Origin of the sequence: Pseudomonas sediminis, assembly GCF_039555755.1 — a bacterium.
Classification (GTDB): Bacteria; Pseudomonadota; Gammaproteobacteria; order Pseudomonadales; family Pseudomonadaceae; genus Aquipseudomonas; species Aquipseudomonas mendocina_D.
This window is the reverse complement of record NZ_CP154631.1, coordinates 2,499,168-2,516,909: the sequence shown is the minus strand read 5'-3', so window position 1 is coordinate 2,516,909 and position 17,742 is coordinate 2,499,168. Positions and strand designations below refer to the sequence as shown.

The following is a 17,742-nucleotide window of genomic DNA, read 5'->3' as shown; positions in this document are numbered from 1 at the left end:
CGAATTTCAGTCAACAGCTGTTCACCGAACGATGTCGGCTCGGTTCGACGCTGGTGTCGCGCATTTGTTAGAGTGCGGCATCGCTCAACGACCCCGATCTCGCATGACGCCACGCGCCGAACAAAAGCAGCAGACCCGCCAGGCCCTGATGGCTGCCGCCCTCACGCTGATGGAGAGCGGGCGCGGCTTTGGCAGCGTGAGCCTGCGCGAGGTCACCCGCGTCGCTGGTATCGTGCCCACCGGTTTCTACCGCCATTTCGCCGACATGGACGAACTGGGTCTGGCGCTGGTGGCGGAAGTCGGTGAAACCTTCCGTGCGGCGATCCGTCAGGTGCGCCGTCACGAGTTCGAGATGCGCGGCATGATCGACGCCTCGGTGCGCATCTTCCTCGCCGAAGTGGCCGCCAATCGTGCCCAGTTTCTGTTCCTCGCCCGCGAGCAGTACGGCGGCTCGCAACCGGTGCGCCAGGCCGTTGCAGCCCTGCGCGAGCGCATCACCAGCGACCTGGCTGCCGACCTCAAGCTGATGAACCGCATGCCGCACCTCGACGATGCAGCGCTCGACGTGGTCTCGGACCTGGTGGTCAAGACCGTGTTCGCTACCCTGCCCGAGCTGATCGACCCACCCTCAGAGACCCTCCCCGCCCATCTCACAGCAGAAGCCAAGGTCATCCAGCAACTGCGCTTCATCATGGTCGGCGGCAAGCATTGGCTGGGGCTGGGCAAGCCCTCCGACTAGAGCGCACCAAAATCGCTCACCTCTAACAAAAACGCACCAAATCAAACCTGACCGCCTCGCCAAGTTATCCACAACAGGCTTGAACGCCCCGCCTTGCGCCACTCTCCAGCCTTGGCAAGCCACTTGCACTATTTCCGGGCACATTGCCCCGGAATAGATACGCATGCTGGTGATCCACTCCCGAATCGCGCCGCAGAGCGCCTGCCACGCTGAACTGGAACTGACCTTCGAAGCCCGCAGCAAGAGCCGCCTGCGCTGTTTCACCACTGACGGTGAAGAAGTAGGCCTGTTCCTCGAGCGCGGCCAACCGGCGCTGGCTGATGGTGAGTGTCTGCAGGCCAAGGACGGGCGCATCGCCAGGGTACGGGCCAAGGCCGAACCGCTGCTGCACGTTACCTGCGCCAGCCCCTTCGAGCTGATGCGCGCCGCCTACCACCTGGGCAACCGCCATGTCGCCCTGCAACTGGGGGACGGCTGGCTGCGCCTGCCTGACGACTACGTGCTCAAGGCCATGCTCGAACAGCTCGGTGCTACGGTCGAAGCCGTCGAAGCGCCCTATCAGCCAGAGCAAGGCGCCTACGGCGGCGGCCATCACCACTCCCATCACGGCGATGAAGAATTCAACTACGGTCCACGCCTGCACCAATTCGGGGTGCGCAAGTGACACCGCCCCCATCAAGCCTGGCAAAGGCAACGCCATGAAACCAGCCTGGGCATTGTTGCGCCTGGCCAGCCCGCAGCTGCCCATTGGCGGCTACAGCTACTCGCAAGGCCTGGAATGGGCCATCGACAGCGGCCTGATAACCGATGCCGCAAGCGCCGAGTGCTGGCTGGCCGATCAACTGATGCTCAACCTCGCCCGCTTCGAAGCGCCGCTGCTGCTGGCTCATTGCCGCGCCGCCGACGAGGGTGATTGGCCGCGCCTGCAGCAACTGGCCGAACAGCACCGCGCCAGCCGCGAGACACGCGAGCTGGCTCTGGAGAGCCGGCAGATGGGTTACTCGCTGCGGCAACTGCTCGAAGGCCTGCCCGAACTGGACGAGGCGGCGCGTGAAGCACTTGCAGCCCAGGACGAACCCGGCCTGGCACTGGCCTGGGCACTGGCCGCACGCGCCTGGCAGATCAGCCCGGACGACGCCCTCGCCGCCTGGCTCTGGGGCTGGCTGGAAAACCAGCTCGCCGTGCTGATGAAGGTGTTGCCGCTGGGTCAGCAGGCCGCCCAACGCCTGACCAGCCGCCTGCTACCGCAGCTCGATGCCGCCCAGCAGCAAGCCGCCACCCTTTCCCCTGAACACTGGGGCAGCGCCGCCTTCGGCCTGGCCCTGGCGAGCATGGCGCACGAGCGCCAGTACTCACGTCTCTTCCGCTCCTGACGAGGAACCCAGAAATGAACAGCCAACCCCTGCGTGTCGGCATCGGCGGCCCGGTCGGTTCCGGCAAGACCGCTCTGACCCTGGCCCTGTGCCGCGCCCTGCGCGAGCGCTACAACATCGCCGTGGTCACCAACGACATCTATACCCAGGAAGACGCCCAGTTCCTGGTGCGCAACGAGGCCCTGGAGCCCGAGCGCATCATCGGCGTGGAAACCGGCGGCTGCCCGCATACCGCCATCCGCGAAGACGCCTCGATCAACCTGGAGGCCGTCGAACAACTCAACCGCCGTTTCCCCGGCCTGGACCTGATCATCGTCGAATCCGGTGGCGACAACCTGTCCGCCACCTTCAGCCCGGAGCTGTCCGATCTGACCCTGTACGTGATCGACGTATCGGCCGGCGACAAGCTGCCTCGCAAGGGCGGCCCGGGCATCTGCAAATCCGACCTGCTGGTGATCAACAAGGTCGACCTGGCGCCCATGGTCGGCGCCTCGCTGGAGGTCATGGAGCGCGACACGCTGAAGATGCGCGGCGACAAGCCCTTCGTCTTCAGCAACCAGAAAGTCGGCCAGGGTCTCGACGAGATCATCGCCTTCATCGAACGCCAGGGCATGCTCACCGCGGCCTGATTCCACTCAAGGAGAACCTCATGAATCTGCGCAAAACCCTCTACGCCGTCGCCCTGTTCTGCACCCCGGCGCTGGCCTTTGCTCACCCCGGGCACGGCGACTCCGGGCTGATGGCCGGCCTGGCTCACCCGGTGTTTGGCCTGGATCACCTGCTGGCGATGTTCGCCGTCGGCCTGTGGGCCGCGCAACAGAGTGGTGCGGCGCGCTGGGCACTGCCGGTGACCTTCGTTGGCACCATGCTGGTCGGCGGCCTTCTCGGCTTCGCCGGTATGGAAATCCCGCTGATGGAGACCGGCATCGCCGGTTCGGTTCTGGCCTTCGGCCTGCTGGTGGCCGTGGCTGCACGCCTGCCCATGGCGGTATCCGTTGCCCTGACCGCGCTCTTCGCCCTCACCCACGGCGTCGCCCACGGCCTGGAATTGCCTGATCTGGCCAGCCCCTTCGGTTACGCCATCGGCTTCATCGTCGCCACTGCGGCACTGCACGCCATCGGCTTCGCCCTGGTGCGCTTCCTGCCGCAAGCGGCGGCGCCGTTGGTGCGTATGGCCGGTGCAGCCTCGGCAGCGACCGGTGTCTGGTTGCTGGCTAGCTGAAGAGCCGCAGCCAATAGCGGCTGCCGTGGTGCGCGCAGCGCACCCTACCCCCGTAGGGTGCGCCATGCGCACCGATGCCGGCTTGCCCATTGCGGATCTTGCGATGGGCTCGGCGCCCCGCAAGCCGCAATGATTGCCAATGCCTCTGTAGTGGGGCACAAAGTCCCGAACCGCTTTCGAGACCCGGCCCATGCTGCGCATCACCCGATTTCTGCTCGTCACGCTGCTGCTGATCGGCGTCGTCGTGCTGGTGCTCACACTGACCAGCCGCCCGGCGAGCACGCCTGCAGTGCTCGAAGACCTCGGCGAGCGCCCTCTGGTGATCGCCCATCGCGGTGGCAAGGGGCTGTGGCCGGAGAACACCCTGTTCGCCTTCGAACGCGCCACCGCTCTCGGCGTCGATATGCTGGAGATGGATCTGCACCTGAGCCAGGACGCCAAGCTGGTGGTGATCCACGATGACACCCTGGAGCGCACCACCAATGGCCAAGGCCCGGTCGTGCACTTCAGCCTCGCCGAACTGCAAGCGCTCGATGCCGGCTACAAATGGACGGCCGATGGCGGTCAGAGCTATCCCTACCGTGGTCAGGGTACGCGCATTGCCGCACTGGAAGAGGTGTTCGAGCGCTTCCCATTGATCCCCAAGGCGCTCGAAATCAAGGTTCCCGATGTCGGTATGGAAGCTGTGCTCTGCGAAATGCTGGCGGCTTACGACCAACTCGATCGGGTCATTGTCGGCAGTTTTCATGAGCGCAGCCTCAAGCGCTTCAGGGAGCTCTGCCCGGAGGTCGCCACCGCAGCCGGGCCGGTTTCGGTGCGCCTGCTACTGGCGCTCAACTGGCTGGGACTGAGCGACCTGCTGTCGCCTTCCTACCCGGTGCTGCAGATACCCCCCGAGCACAGCGGCCTGACCCTGGCCACACCGCGGCTGGTTCGCAACGCACAGGCACGCGGCCTACAGGTACATCTGTGGACGATCAACGAGCAACCCAGCATGCGCGCGCTGCTGGAGATGAGCGTCAATGGCCTGATCACCGACTATCCGGATCGCGCCTTGCAGTTGTTGGGGCGCTCCACCCAGCTCGGTGCGCTGACCGAAGACTAAGCGCACAGCGCGGGCAAACACTGACTCGACGTGTGCCAGCGCGCGCCATCACCAGCTTATCCACAGACTCATCAACAGATTCAGGGGATAATCTTCACCCTGCGATTGACCATCAGAAAAAACACTGGACAAACGCACGTAATCCACCCCCTTCGCTGCGCCCACAACGGCCTGATCAAAAAAACGCCAAAGCGCTGAAGCGCTCGCCAGCAAAGGGCTACGACAAGGCTTACAGAAGTTATCAACAACATCACCCACAGCTCTCGTGGACAAACGCAAAGCTCGGCTACAGCTTCGCGAAAACATGTCAAGTCTCTGTGTACAAAGGGAAAATGCCACTGATCAAATCTTCATCAGCACCCTGAAAACGGCGCTATTTAAGCCCCACAGACAGGCACCACCAGCTTATCCACAGTTGTCCCCACAGGCTTCGTGGAAAACTTTATTTTCCCCACCTGGCATGCTGCCTGCTTAGGCGAGTAGCCTTCGTTTCCCTGCCTAGTAAGGACGCTTCATGTTCAGTTTCTTCCTCGCCGCCATGCTGCTTGGTTTCGTGTTCAACGCCGCTCCGGGTGCCGTGTTCAGCGAAACCCTGCGCCGTGGCCTGCGTGACGGCTACAGACCTGCGCTGCTGGTGCAGATCGGCTCGCTGGTGGGCGACGCCACCTGGGCCGCACTCGGCCTCACCGGCCTGGCGCTGCTGCTCGACAGCGCACAGATTCGCTACCCGCTGACGCTGGCCAGCGCGCTCTACCTGGCCTGGCTTGGCTATCAGTCGCTACGCGACGCCCATCGCCCGCCACAACCCAGCGACGATGGCCAGGTTGCTGCCGGTGGCGCTTTTGCCGCTGGCGCGGCGTTATCGCTGACCAACCCGCAGAACATCGTCTACTGGGCGGCGATGGGTGGTGCGATGGCCGCCATCGGTGTCGCCCAGCCAACACCCATGCATTTGGCGGTGTTCTTCGCCGGGTTCATGGTGTCGTCGATCCTCTGGTGCTTCATCTGCGCCGGCCTGGTGGACTGGTTCCGCCGCGCCGCCTCGCTGCTCTGGCACCGCCTGACCTATGCAGCCTGCGGCGTGGTGCTGCTGGGCCTGGCCGGGATGAGTGCGCTGGAACTGGTCTGATCGCACGGCGGCTATCGCCATCATCGAAACAATCTAACGGCGCGGCGCCGGCATCGGGACTAGCCTGAACAGCATGTCCCTGCGTCAGGAAGCCGCGCCATGCACCTCAACGACCTGCTCAAGCAACTGCTCGCCAGCTACGCCTGCGCTACCTGCGGCATTGATACGCGGCACTGACACTTGGTGGCTGCGTAGCGACTGGTTACCCTTGGTGCATTCAGCCAAGGAGTTCGTCCATGTCCCTGCGTAGCGTCTGCGTCTTCTGTGGAGCCAGCCCCGGCGCCAGCCCTATCTACCGCGAAGCCGCCGAAGCGCTGGGTCAGCACCTGGCCGAGCGTGGCATTCGCCTGATCTACGGCGGCGGCGCCGTCGGCCTGATGGGTGTAGTCGCCGATGCGGCGCTCAATGCCGGTGGCGAAGTGATCGGCATCATCCCGCAAAGCCTGGAGCGCGCCGAAATCGGCCACCGCGGTCTGACCTGCCTGGAAGTGGTGGATGGTATGCACGCACGCAAGGCGCGCATGGCTGAGCTGGCCGACGCCTTCATCGCCCTGCCCGGCGGCCTCGGCACCCTGGAAGAACTGTTCGAGGTATGGACCTGGGGCCAATTGGGCTATCACGCCAAACCGCTGGGCCTGCTGGAAGTGAATGGCTTCTACAGCAAGCTGGGCGACTTCCTCGATCACCTGGTTGCCGAGCGTTTCGTCCGTGCGCAGCACCGCGAGATGCTGCAGATTGCCGATAGCCCGCAAAACCTGCTCGATGCCCTGAGCGAATGGCGCCCCAGCGCGGCACCGAAGTGGGTGGATCGCGCGCCCGTCTGAGCCTATACGCAGACATGTAACACAATGCTACGCTCTGCGGCTTCTCTCCCCCACGGAAGCCGCAACATGGCCGGAAGCAGCCTGCTCGCCCTGATCGACGACATCAGCACCGTACTCGACGACGTCGCCACCATGACCAAGATCGCCGCGCGCAAGACCGCTGGCGTACTGGGTGACGACCTCGCGCTCAATGCCCAGCAGGTCACCGGCGTCAAGGCGGATCGCGAACTGCCGGTGGTCTGGGCCGTAGCCAAGGGCTCGCTGGTCAACAAGGCGATCCTGGTGCCGGCCGCGCTGCTGATCAGCGCTATCGCGCCATGGCTGGTAGTGCCGCTACTGATGCTCGGAGGCTTGTTCCTCTGCTATGAGGGCGCCGAAAAACTCGTGCACAAGTTGCTGCACCGCCACGAGGAGGACGACAAACAGGCTCGTCTGGATGCCATCGCCGACCCCGAGGTCGACCTGGTGGCGTTCGAGCGCGACAAAATTCGCGGCGCCGTGCGCACCGACTTCATCCTCTCGGCGGAAATCATCGCCATTACCCTCGGCACCGTCGCCACCGCCAGCTTCCTCAATCAGGTGCTGGTGCTCAGCGGCATCGCCCTGGTGATGACCGCCGGCGTCTACGGGCTAGTCGCCGGCATCGTCAAACTGGACGATGCCGGGCTCTATCTTAGCCAGCGCGCCAGCGCCTTCGCCCAGGCTTGCGGACGCGGCATCCTGCGTCTGGCGCCCTGGCTGATGAAGGCGCTTTCGGTAATCGGCACCGCAGCCATGTTCATGGTCGGCGGCGGTATCCTCAGCCACGGCCTGCCGCCCGTCGAAGCGGCCGTGCATCATGCGGCGCAGTGGGTGGCGCAGGATGCGGGGCAGCTACTTTCTGCGCTGGTGCCGACGCTGCTCAATGCGCTGCTGGGCGTGGCCGCCGGTTTGCTCAGCCTGCCGCTGGTGAGCCTCGGTACTCGTCTGTGGCAGTTGCTGCGCCCATCCAGGACTCGTTGAGCCGGTCATTTCCTGATCAGCCGGCGGTACGCTTCGACAAATGCGGCCGGCAAGCACTTTCCCCAAGCTTATCCACAGCTTGCTCCACGCTTTCCGGGGATAAGCCATGACAGCCCGATGGAAGCCTGCGGATTTTCTCCACCCGCCGCCAATCAATTCATTACAAAGGATTTTTTGCTCGACAGGTGCGCCCTGAACAAAACCTGACCAACCACCCAGAAAGGCCGTAGGATCAGGCTCTGGGGCGCCGTTGCAGAGCTTCTCAACAGAGTTACCCACAGATTGTCGGGATAACCTCACGTGGCGTTCGGTCGCACCCACGAGTACTGAAAGCTGTGCGAATCTGTCCATACCTGACCGGAAACTCAGAATCTGGAGGATTCACATGATGTTGCGTAACGCTGCTCTAATCGCTCTGCTCGGCCTGGCCAGCACCCCGCTGCTCGCTGCCGAATGCTCGGTGGATGTCGAATCGACCGACCAGATGACCTTCAACACCCAAGCCATCTCTGTCAGCAAGAGCTGCAAGACCTTTACCGTCAATCTCAAGCACACCGGCTCGCTGCCCAAGACCGCCATGGGCCACAACTGGGTGCTGAGCAAGACCGCCGACATGCCCGGTATCGCCACCGACGGCATTCCCGCCGGCCCGGACGCCAGTTACCTCAAGGCCGGCGACGAGCGCGTGATCGCTCATACCGACCTGATCGGCGGCGGCGAGAGCACCTCGGTGACCTTCGACGTGAGCAAACTGGCCGCTGGTGAGGACTACAGCTTCTTCTGCTCCTTCCCCGGTCACTACTCGATGATGAAAGGCAGCGTGAAGCTGGTCGACTGAGTCATTTCCAGGACTTCAAGCGAAGCCCTTCATCCCATCTATCCGAGCGGCAGCACCGTGACCTGCACTTCCGGGTCATGGCTGCCGCCCCCCAGGATCACCCCACGCAGCGGCGACACATCGGAGAAATCCCTGCCCCAGGCCAGGGTGATGTGCTCCAGAGCCGGGCGCACGTTGTTGGTCGGGTCGAAATCCACCCAACCCTGACGCGGACAGTACAGCGAGATCCAGGCATGCGAGGCATCCGCACCGATCAGCCGTGGTTGGCCGGGTGGCGGCTGGGTCAGCAGGTAACCGCTGACATAGCGGGCCGCAAGGCCGCGCGAACGCAGGCAGGCAAGCATCAGGTGGGCGAAGTCCTGGCAGACGCCGCGTTTTTCTTCCAGCACCTGCAGCAGTGGCGTAGCCACCTGAGTGGCGCCGGCATCGAAACTGAATTCCTCGAAGATCTTCTGCATCAGCGCCTGGCACGCCTGCAGCAGCGGGCGCTCCGGCGTGAAGCAATCGTCGCCGTAGTCGGCGAACACCTGCTTGAGACGCACATAGGGCGATTCGAAGCGGTAGCGCGCCGCCTCCAGCAACGCTGGCGCCATCCGTTTGCCGCTGTAGCTGAGAGCCGCGCTGGTAGCCTCCCAGCTTGGTGAGTCATCCAGCTCCAGCGCTGGCCGCGCCAGCACTTCGACGCGCAGCCTAGCGCTGACGACCAAAGCCTCATGTGGGCGCTCGAACACCAGGCGGGTCAGGGGGTTGCCGAACACGTCCAGACCGTCACGACGTTGGCAGGGCTGTGGGTCGATACGCAATTCCTGTTCATGACAGCGCTGCCAGGGGCATTCGCGCGGCCACAGGTGCGCCAGTTGCTGGGCCAGGGAAACCGGCGCCGAGTAACGGTAATGGGTGTCGTGGAGAACCTGATACAACGCGCTGCTCATGAGGATTGCGTCCGCTGACTGACATCGACGTGGGCGAAGAAACGCAGCCCGAGGTGATCGGAGACCGCGCCGGCAGCCTCGCTGATGGCCACCAGCAAATCGGCCAGACCTTCGAGCACCGCCCGGATGCTGCCTGGGCCGAACAACGGGTTCTCCAGGCTGGCCAGGCTGAAGGCGGTGAGCTGCTGTTCCAGATAGACCAGGTAGCGCTCGGCCGGCAGTTCGAAACGCTCGTTGAGCCCTTCCAGCGAGCGCAGCAAGGTACGCATCTGGAAAATCACGGCGTGCGGGTTCTGCTCATCGAGCAGAAGCAGGTCGAGCACCGGAATCAACTGCGCCGAGGCCAGGTAACGGGTGCGGTAGGTGATGCTGCTGTTGCCCAGTTCCAGCAGCCATTCCAGCGCCGACTGGTCGGTGGCCGAGCCGCTGCGCAGGAAGCCGGCGAAACTGTCGCAAAGAAACTGCAAGCGCTCGATGTAACGACCGAGCATGAGGAAGCGCCAGCCGTCGTCGCGCGTCATGTCGTCGAGGGCAAAGCCCGACAGCGCCGCCAGCGACATCAGCAAGCGGTTGAGGAAATCCAGCAGTTCGCCGAAGTCGGCCGGCTGGCCTTCGAGCAGCTGCGCCTCGCGCTGCAGCTCCACTAGCGCCTGCCAATTGGCCTGGGACAGCTTGCCGCGCACGCTGCCAGCGGCCCACTGCAAGCGCTGCAGATTGGAGCGCAGGCTGGCTGGCCAGTCGCTGCCGAGCAACGCCTGCAACAGACGCTCCGCCAGTTCACCCTCGTCGGGATCTGCCAGCAGGCCCAATTCCTGCGCCAGCGCCAGCGCGCTCTGCAGCGCCTGTGGGTCGTCATCGTCATCGACGTAGCGCGCCAGCATGATGCGCAGCAGCCGCGCATTGCCCTCGCAGCGCTCGGCGTAACGACCGAACCAGTACAGGTTCTCCACCACGCGTGAAGGCAGGAAGGGGTCGCTGCGGACCAGGTCGGCGGTGCCGAGCGTACGCTGCGTCTGCCAGGGCTCGCCGCCGCTCTGCCGCGTGCCGAGCACCCAGGTATCCTTGCTTGCCCCGCCGCGCTGCATCGACACGACCTCGGCATCGGCCTCGGCGGCCACGCGAGTCAGGCCACCCGGCATCACCCGATAGCCATCGGCGCTGGCCACGGCGAACACACGCATGCCGATGGCCCGCGGCTGCAAACCGCTGCCGTCCCACACTGGTGCCTGCGACAGCTTGGCCCGCGCTTGCGCGACATAGGCGTAGGGACGTGCCTGCAGGCGCTCGGCCAGCTTGGCGCGCTGCGCCTCGTCCAGATCACGGCCGAATACCGGATTGAAGCTCTGCGAGGGGAAGGCCGGGCGCACCAGCAACTGATCGAGTTTCTCCAGCGCCTCGTCCAGCACCGGCGGCTCGCCGCACCACCAACTGGCGATGGATGGCAGCAGCAGTTCCTCGCCCAACAGGTGCTCGCTGATCGCCGGCAAAAAGCCGGGCAGGCCGGGGGATTCCAGCACGCCGCTGCCCAGGGCATTGGCCACCAACACGCGACCGCGGCGCACGGCCTCGAGCAGACCGGGCACGCCGAGAGCGGAATCGGTGCGCAGCTCCAGCGGGTCACAGTAGTCGTCATCGAGACGACGCAGCACCGCGTGCACGCGGCGCAGGCCGGCCAGGGTCTTGAGGTAGAGGGTGGCGTCGCGCACGGTCAGGTCGCTGCCTTCGACCAGTGGATAACCGAGCTGGCGCGCCAGGTACAGGTGTTCGAAGTAGCTCTCGTTGAAGCGCCCCGGCGTCAGCAGTACTACCAGCGGCGTCTCGCCGCCACTTGGTGCCTGACGCGCTAGGGTGTCCTGCAGAGTGCGGAAGAACCCAGCCAGATACTGCACGCGCAGGTCGCGGTACAACTCGGGGAAGGCGCGCGAGACGATCTGTCGGTTCTCCAGCGCATAACCGGCACCGGAGGGTGCCTGGGTGCGGTCGGCGGTGACCCACCAGCGCCCGTCCGGCGCCCGGGCCAGATCCACTGCATACAGATGCAGCCAGGTGCCGCCCGGCGCCTGCATGCCCTGGCACGGCCAGAGGAAATTGTTGTGGCCGAACACCAGTTCGGTCGGCAGCAAGCCTTCGGCGATCAGCTTCTGCGGGCCATACAGATCGGCCAGCACGCGGTTGAGCAAGGTCGCGCGCTGCGCCACGCCGGCGGCAATCTGCTGCCACTCGTCAGCGGGGATCAGATTGGGCAGCAGGTCGAGTTCCCACGGGCGGTCGGCGCCGTCCGGGTCGGCGTAAACGTTGTAGGTCACGCCGTTTTCCTGAATCTGCCGCGCCAGCATCGCCTCGCGCTGCGCCAGGTGTTCAGGGCGGCTGCGTGCCAGTTGCTCATAAAGGCGGCGCCAGTGCGGGCGCACGTTGCCCTTGGCGTCGAGCAGTTCGTGGTAGGCCCCGGCAGGGGGCGGGTAATCGTCTAGCAGGTCGTGCATGGCAGGCTCGGCAGTGGCAAGGCGGTGCAGCGTGATGCAGGTTGATGCTGTATCCGTGGGAGGCGCTTCAGCGGCGACGGCTCGCGGCTAAAGCCCCTCCCACAGACGGAGTCGACGTCAAACGCGACGCAGATCCAGGGTCATCGGCAGTTCATTATTGTCTATCGGCTGCAGGGCCGGGCGCTTGCCCGGGCTGTGGCCCAGGCGGAAGAAACGCGCCAGGCGCCGGCTCTCGGCCTCGTAAGCGTTGACCGGCAGGCTGTCGTAGTTACGACCGCCCGGATGCGCGACATGGTACTGGCAACCACCCAGCGAACGCTGCATCCAGGTGTCGATCAGGTCGAACACCAGCGGCGCGTGCACACCGATGGTCGGTTGCAGACAACTGGCCGGCTGCCAGGCACGGAAACGCACACCGCCGACGAACTCGCCAACCTTGCCGGTCGGCCGCAGCGGCACCGGCACGCCGTTGCAGGTCAACACATAGCGATCCGGGGCCATGCCGTTCACCTTCACCTGCAGCCGCTCCAGGGACGAGTCGACGTAGCGTACGGTGCCACCGACCGCACCCTCCTCACCCAACACGTGCCAGGGCTCCAGTGCCTGGCGCACTTCCAGGTCGATCCCCTTGACCATGAAGTCGCCGGCCTTGGGAAAGCGGAACTCCAAATGCGGGGCGAACCACTCGCTGCGCAGGCGATAGCCAAAGGCACCCAGTTCCTGCAGCACATCGGCGAAGTCCTGCTCGATGAAATGCGGTAGCAGGTAGCGGTCGTGCAACTCGGTGCCCCAACGCACCAGCTTCGCCGGCCGATAGGGCTCCTGCCAGAAACGCGCGATCAGCGCACGCAGCAACAGTTGCTGAGCCAGGCTCATCTGCGCATGCGGCGGCATTTCGAAGGCGCGCAGTTCGAGCAGGCCTAGGCGGCCAGTGGCCGAGTCCGGCGAGTACAACTTGTCGATGCAGAACTCGGCGCGGTGGGTATTGCCGGTGACGTCCACCAGCAGGTTGCGCAACAGCCGATCGACCAGCCACGGCGGGCAGTCGCGCCCCGGTTCGGGCATCTGCGCGAAGGCAATCTCCAGCTCGTACAGCGCATCGTTGCGCGCCTCATCGACACGTGGCGCCTGTGACGTCGGGCCGATGAACAGCCCGCTGAATAGATAGGACAGCGACGGATGGTTGTGCCAATAGCTGATCAGGCTACGCAGCAGATCGGGACGGCGCAGGAAGGGCGAATCCCCCGGCGTCGCCCCGCCGAGGACGAAGTGGTTGCCGCCGCCGGTGCCGGTGTGGCGTCCGTCGATCATGAATTTCTCGCTGGACAGACGAGACTGCCGCGCGGCCTCGTAGAGAAATTCGCAGCGCTCGACCAGCTCATCCCAACTGGCGGCCGGGTGGATGTTGACCTCGATCACGCCCGGGTCGGGGGTGACGCGGAAATACTGCAGGCGCGGGTCCAACGGCGGCTCGTAGCCCTCCAGCAGCACCGGGCATTTGAGCCCGGCAGCCACGGCCTCGATGGCCGCGACCAACTCCAGATAATCTTCGAGATGGCTCAGCGGCGGCATGAACAGATACAGGCGGCCGTCGCGGGGCTCGGCGCACAGCGCGGTACGGACGATGCCGGCAGCCGATTGCCCGTTGGCCGGGCGCGCGCTCTGCGGGCCGGCACTGGCGCCGCGCCAGACACCGCGCAGCTGACGCTGGATCTGCGCCGGACTGGGCAACGGCGGCAACGCCTGGCTAGGGTCGACCGGATTGACGTAGGGGTAGTCGGCCTGACTGACCCAGGGCATGGAATCCAACGGCAGGCGATAGCCCAGCGCCGAGTCGCCCGGCAACAGACGGCAATGCTCGTCACGCAGGAACCAGCGCCCGCTCTGCCAGCCCTCGCCCACCACCTGACGCGCCAACGGCAGCACGTGGCCAACCACCGAGTCGAGCCCTTGATCGAACACCTTGCGCAGGCGCTCGCGCTCCAGCGGATCACTCAAACGCGGGTCATCCGGAGTGACGTTGTCCGGCAGCTTGCGCTCGCGCCACAGGTAATAGAACCAATCCTCATAGGCTGGGAAAACGTTGCCAGCATCCACCCCCAGATGCGCGGCCAGCGTCCCCAGGAAACGCTCGGCGGTTTCTGCCGTCGCGCCATAGCCACGCTTCTCGTCAGCCAGCAGCTTGGGGTCGTGCCATAGCGGTTCACCATCGCGCCGCCAGAAGCAGTTCAGCGACCAACGCGGCAACTGCTCGCCGGGGTACCACTTGCCCTGACCGAAATGCACCAGTGCCTTGGGCGCATAGTGGTTGCGCAGGCGATAGAACAGGTCGGCCGCCAGGCGGCGCTTGTTCGGTCCGAGCGCGGCGGTGTTCCACTCGTCGTCATCGGGATAATCGAGAGCGACGAAGGTCGGCTCGCCGCCCATGGTCAGGCGCACGTCGTGCTTGTGCAGGTCATCGTCGATCTGCTGGCCCAGCGCCTGGATCGCCTGCCATTGCGCCTCGCTGTAGGGCTTGGTGACGCGTGGTGCTTCCCACACACGCTCGACGCTCATCAGGTGCTCGAATTCCACCTCGCACTCGTCCAGACCACCGGTGATCGGCGCCGACGAGGATGGCTCCGGGCTGCAGGCCAGCGGGATATGGCCTTCGCCGGCGAACAGGCCTGAAGTGGGGTCGAGACCGACCCAGCCGGCCCCGGGCAAATACACCTCACACCAGGCGTGCAGATCGGTGAAATCCTTGTCGGTGCCAGAGGGACCGTCGAGAGCTTTCACGTCGGCCGTGAGCTGGATCAGGTAACCGGAGACGAAGCGCGCCGCCAACCCCAGGTGACGCAGCAGTTGCACCAGCAGCCAGGCCGAATCACGGCACGAACCGGCAGCCAGCTCGAGCGACTGCTCCGGCGTCTGCACGCCCGGCTCCATGCGAATCAGGTAGCGAATGTCGGCCGACAGACGTTGGTTCAGCTCGACCAGAAAATCGATGCTGGGACGCGGCTTGCGAGAAATACCGGCCAGGTACTTGGCGAACAACGGCGTGGCCGGCAGCTTGAGCAGATAAGGCGCCAGCTCGCGCTGCTCGCCCTCGGTGTAGGCGAAAGGAATGCGCTCGGCGTAGGGCTCAAGGAAGAAGTCGAACGGGTTGAACACCGCCATCTCGGCGACCAGGTCCACCTCGACCTTGAACTCGCGAGTCTTCTCCGGGAACACCAGACGCGCCAGGTAATTACCCTGCGGGTCTTGCTGCCAGTTGATGAAGTATTCGGCCGGCTCGACTGTCAATGCGTAGGAGAGAATGCGCGTGCGGCTGTGCGGTGCCGGGCGCAGGCGCACGACCTGCGGCCCGAGATTGACCGCGCGGTCGTAGCGGTAGTGGGTGACATGATGCAGCGCGACATGAATCGACACGGCGGCCTCCTGCTAGCCTGGACGATACTCAGTGCAGCGCAAGACTTATGCCAGGGGCAACCCGCTGATTTCCCAGCGTACCGCGCCCCGCAAGCCCCTTATCGGGGCATCGCCCGCACCAAGGTCAGATGGACGCACAACTATAGAGCAGGCACCAGCCGTAATGATGACAATTCCGCTGGGAGTCAACACTCGCCGTCGAGACTGGCGATCCAACGGTCGATCACCTCCAGTCCTTCGCGGTGGGAGGTTGAGCGCCCAAGCTCGGGCATCATGATGCTGGGATCGGTGCTGTGCAGACGGAAGCTCAGCACCGACTTTTCCGGCGCACCGGGGTGGATGTCCACCAAGCGGTCGCCGGAGCCCTTGCCCGCGGCCACTGGTTGCTTGCACAGGCCATAGGCGATGCTCAGCGGCGTAGCCGGATCGAGATACAAACCCGAGGTGCGACCCGGCCCTTCAGGGTTATGGCAGTGCGAGCAGTTGGCATCCAGATAACTGCGCGCCTGATGTTCCAGCACCTCCCCTTCGCGCGGCGCGCTCCACAGGGCATTGCGTGGCACGCTTGCCATGTCAGCCGGCATACCTTGCAGGAAGCCGATGCTCTGCCAATGCTGCAACTGGTTGGCCACACCATCGGCGTAGGCGAAATCCTTGTTCAGATGGCTCGCCTTCGGCCCCAACGGCTGTACGCCCTTGCCCGCCTGCTCCTCGTGACACCCCGCGCACTGGTTGGCATCGGGCACCTGATAGTCGACCGCCAGCACCTCGCCCGCTTCATCATGCAGTTGCAGGTCGAAACTGGCGCCTGCCCAGTCCAGGGTGGCCTCGCGTTGCGCATCGTCCCAGACGTAAGGAAGGGCGACCCAACCCTGCTCCTGGCGCAGCAGAATACGCGTCTCGATCAGCCGCACCCGTTTCAGCACCACCGCCTCGGCGCCGTGCTGCTCACTGCGCAGCAGCCGACCCTGGGCATCGACCGGGTAGTAGAAGGTTTTGCTCAGCACGGTGCCGACGGGGTAATCGAAACGTGTTTCGGCATAGCGAGCGTGGCTACCCTGGGGCATCCAGACAGTACGCAACTTGTGCGCGTAATCGGTGAACAGTGGCGTGTTCAGATCGTAGGGCTGCACGCCTTCGACCGGCTGCAGCTGGCCGTCACGCTGCTGCAGCACACCCCATGCGCTGAGCTTCTGCGGATAGTCCTCGCTGCTGGGCAGATACAGAGGCGTGCGTGCCTGCTCGCATGCCGCGAGCAGTACAGCGGCAATCAACAGCCAGGCGTGCTTCATGCTCACTCACCTGCCTCGGCCAGGGCTGCACGCAGCTCGACGGCAGGAAGACGAGGCAACTCGCAGCGATGCGGCTCGATGTCGGTGCTGATGTTCTTGTAGCCGCCTGGCCCATCGACATTGACGATACCCGCCTCGCCATTGTCGATGCAGATGGCCAGCTCCACCGGCAGTTTGCCGTCGACCAGTTTCTCAGGGTTCACGTAGCCATCCCAGAGGATGTCCGGCAAGCGCCCATTGAGCCCGAACTTGGCCAGCCTCAGGGCCTTGATTTCGAGGTTGTCAGGGCTGTCACCGCCCGGGCCGAAGCGATTGCCATGGATATGGATGGCCTCCGGGTAGGGGTCGAAATCATCGGTCGTGGATAGATCGGTATAACCGGTACTGAAGTAACTGCTGACGATGACGTTGGCAGTGCGGTGGTCGCCAATATCGTTATCGAAGATTTCCACCCTGTCGTTGGAGTTAACCAGCACTCCAGAGCCCGCCGGCACACTGGCGACCGGCGTGCCCTTGTGGCCGAAGTTCTTGTGGTTGTTGCCCTTGACCTTGTTGCGGTAGACCCGCGTGGTGTGTCCTGGCTGTGGCAAATTGGGCATGTTGAACACCAGGATGCCGCCGGTATTGCCAGTGGCGACGTTGTCGTAAACGTCGGCACCGATGGTGTTCTCGATTTCGATACCGGCGACGTTGCGCTCGGCACGGCTGTTGCGCACCACTACGTTGCGCGACTGGCCGACGTAGATGCCGGCGTCCGAAGCACCGATGGCCACCACGCCGTCGATCAGCACGTTCTCGGTCTGCACCGGGTAGATGCCATAGGCACCATTCTCGGTAGCCGGGCCATTGGTCCACTCGGTACGTACACGGCGGATGATGATGTTCTGACCGCCCACGACCTTGAGCGCATCACCCTTGGTGTCCTCCAGCGCCAGATCCTCGATAGTGAAGTCGGAGGCGTCCACCAGCAGCCCTTCGGCCCCCGACTTCTGCCCTTTGAAGTTGAGGATGGTCTGATCCATGCCGGCGCCGCGCAACGTCACACCACTGACCTTGAGACTCAGGCTACGGTCAAGCTGCCAGGTGCCCGCAGGGATCTCGATCACCTCACCCGGCTTGGCCTTGATCAGTTGCGTCTGCAGTTGCTTCTGAAAGTCGAGACTGGCCACGGGCGGCGCTTCGCTCTCCCCACATGCAGCCAACAACAGGGACAGAGCGATAACAGAAGGAGCAGCAAGGCGCATGGTAGGACTCCGATGTTGTTTTTATATTTTGGAACTATAGTACCAATATAAAAACAAACCAAGCCCGCCATGCATCACACGCCGAGCCATGAAACCAGGCGAGACGCTTGCAGCTCTTACTGGGAAACAACAGACTACGTCGGCCATC

General features: G+C 64.4%; 16 protein-coding genes. 10 read left to right on the top strand and 6 right to left on the bottom strand.

Features of this window, described 5'->3' with window-relative positions:
- The first annotated feature begins 103 nt into the window (after window positions 1-103).
- The 7 genes from AAEQ75_RS11895 (at window position 104) to AAEQ75_RS11865 (ending at window position 5,568) form a co-directional block, all read left to right on the top strand.
- The gene (locus tag AAEQ75_RS11895; protein WP_343348928.1) at window positions 104-739 is read left to right on the top strand and encodes a TetR family transcriptional regulator; all 636 of its coding nucleotides are present in this window, start codon (window positions 104-106) and stop codon (window positions 737-739) included.
- 163 nt (window positions 740-902) lie between these two features.
- The gene (gene ureE / locus AAEQ75_RS11890) at window positions 903-1,403 is read left to right on the top strand and encodes an urease accessory protein UreE (RefSeq protein WP_343348926.1); all 501 of its coding nucleotides are present in this window, start codon (window positions 903-905) and stop codon (window positions 1,401-1,403) included.
- 34 nt (window positions 1,404-1,437) lie between these two features.
- Window positions 1,438-2,112, top strand: a complete 675-nt coding sequence (locus tag AAEQ75_RS11885; RefSeq protein WP_343348924.1) for an urease accessory protein UreF — start codon at window positions 1,438-1,440, stop codon at window positions 2,110-2,112.
- Window positions 2,113-2,126: 14 nt separating this feature from the next.
- A complete protein-coding gene (ureG, locus tag AAEQ75_RS11880) occupies window positions 2,127-2,741 on the top strand; it encodes an urease accessory protein UreG (protein ID WP_013713893.1) in 615 nt (204 codons plus the stop codon).
- 20 nt (window positions 2,742-2,761) lie between these two features.
- Window positions 2,762-3,334, top strand: a complete 573-nt coding sequence (locus AAEQ75_RS11875; protein WP_343348922.1) for a HupE/UreJ family protein — start codon at window positions 2,762-2,764, stop codon at window positions 3,332-3,334.
- Window positions 3,335-3,524: 190 nt separating this feature from the next.
- Window positions 3,525-4,439 (top strand): glycerophosphodiester phosphodiesterase, encoded by a 915-nt coding sequence (locus tag AAEQ75_RS11870; RefSeq protein WP_256834467.1) that lies wholly within the window; start codon window positions 3,525-3,527, stop codon window positions 4,437-4,439.
- A 514-nt stretch (window positions 4,440-4,953) separates the two neighbouring features.
- Window positions 4,954-5,568 carry a LysE family transporter gene (locus tag AAEQ75_RS11865; protein WP_099522685.1) on the top strand — a complete coding sequence of 205 codons (615 nt, stop codon included), beginning with the start codon at window positions 4,954-4,956 and terminating at the stop codon, window positions 5,566-5,568.
- Between the two features lie 84 nt (window positions 5,569-5,652).
- Here the strand turns inward: AAEQ75_RS11865 and AAEQ75_RS11860 are convergent, their stop codons facing one another.
- Window positions 5,653-5,793 (bottom strand): hypothetical protein, encoded by a 141-nt coding sequence (locus AAEQ75_RS11860; RefSeq protein WP_256834465.1) that lies wholly within the window; start codon window positions 5,791-5,793, stop codon window positions 5,653-5,655.
- Between the two features lie 11 nt (window positions 5,794-5,804).
- Here AAEQ75_RS11860 and AAEQ75_RS11855 point away from each other — a divergent pair, with 11 nt between their 5' ends.
- The 3 genes from AAEQ75_RS11855 to azu all read left to right on the top strand — a co-directional run bounded on the left by AAEQ75_RS11855 (window position 5,805) and on the right by azu (window position 8,232).
- Window positions 5,805-6,392, top strand: coding sequence for a TIGR00730 family Rossman fold protein (locus AAEQ75_RS11855; RefSeq protein ID WP_041976613.1), 588 nt, complete (start codon window positions 5,805-5,807; stop codon window positions 6,390-6,392).
- 66 nt (window positions 6,393-6,458) lie between these two features.
- Window positions 6,459-7,394, top strand: coding sequence for a DUF808 domain-containing protein (locus AAEQ75_RS11850; RefSeq protein ID WP_343348918.1), 936 nt, complete (start codon window positions 6,459-6,461; stop codon window positions 7,392-7,394).
- 388 nt (window positions 7,395-7,782) lie between these two features.
- Window positions 7,783-8,232: an azurin gene (gene azu, locus AAEQ75_RS11845; protein WP_036994833.1), complete on the top strand. Its 450-nt coding sequence runs from the start codon at window positions 7,783-7,785 to the stop codon at window positions 8,230-8,232.
- Window positions 8,233-8,270: 38 nt separating this feature from the next.
- Here azu and AAEQ75_RS11840 read toward each other — a convergent pair whose 3' ends face one another.
- The 5 genes from AAEQ75_RS11840 to AAEQ75_RS11820 all read right to left on the bottom strand — a co-directional run bounded on the left by AAEQ75_RS11840 (window position 8,271) and on the right by AAEQ75_RS11820 (window position 17,594).
- Window positions 8,271-9,164, bottom strand: a complete 894-nt coding sequence (locus AAEQ75_RS11840; RefSeq protein WP_179575455.1) for a transglutaminase N-terminal domain-containing protein — start codon at window positions 9,162-9,164, stop codon at window positions 8,271-8,273.
- Complete coding sequence (locus AAEQ75_RS11835; protein ID WP_343348915.1) at window positions 9,161-11,647, bottom strand: circularly permuted type 2 ATP-grasp protein; 2,487 nt, start codon at window positions 11,645-11,647, stop codon at window positions 9,161-9,163. The genes AAEQ75_RS11840 and AAEQ75_RS11835 overlap by 4 nt, the downstream gene beginning before the upstream one ends.
- Before the next feature lie 117 nt (window positions 11,648-11,764).
- A complete protein-coding gene (locus AAEQ75_RS11830; protein WP_343348913.1) occupies window positions 11,765-15,058 on the bottom strand; it encodes a DUF2126 domain-containing protein in 3,294 nt (1,097 codons plus the stop codon).
- 185 nt (window positions 15,059-15,243) lie between these two features.
- Entirely contained in the window at window positions 15,244-16,350 is a 1,107-nt protein-coding gene (locus AAEQ75_RS11825; RefSeq protein ID WP_343348911.1) for an SO2930 family diheme c-type cytochrome, read from the bottom strand.
- A gap of 2 nt (window positions 16,351-16,352) precedes the next feature.
- On the bottom strand, window positions 16,353-17,594 hold the full coding sequence (locus AAEQ75_RS11820; RefSeq protein ID WP_343348909.1) for a parallel beta-helix domain-containing protein: 1,242 nt from the start codon (window positions 17,592-17,594) through the stop codon (window positions 16,353-16,355).
- Between the last annotated feature and the right edge of the window lie 148 nt (window positions 17,595-17,742).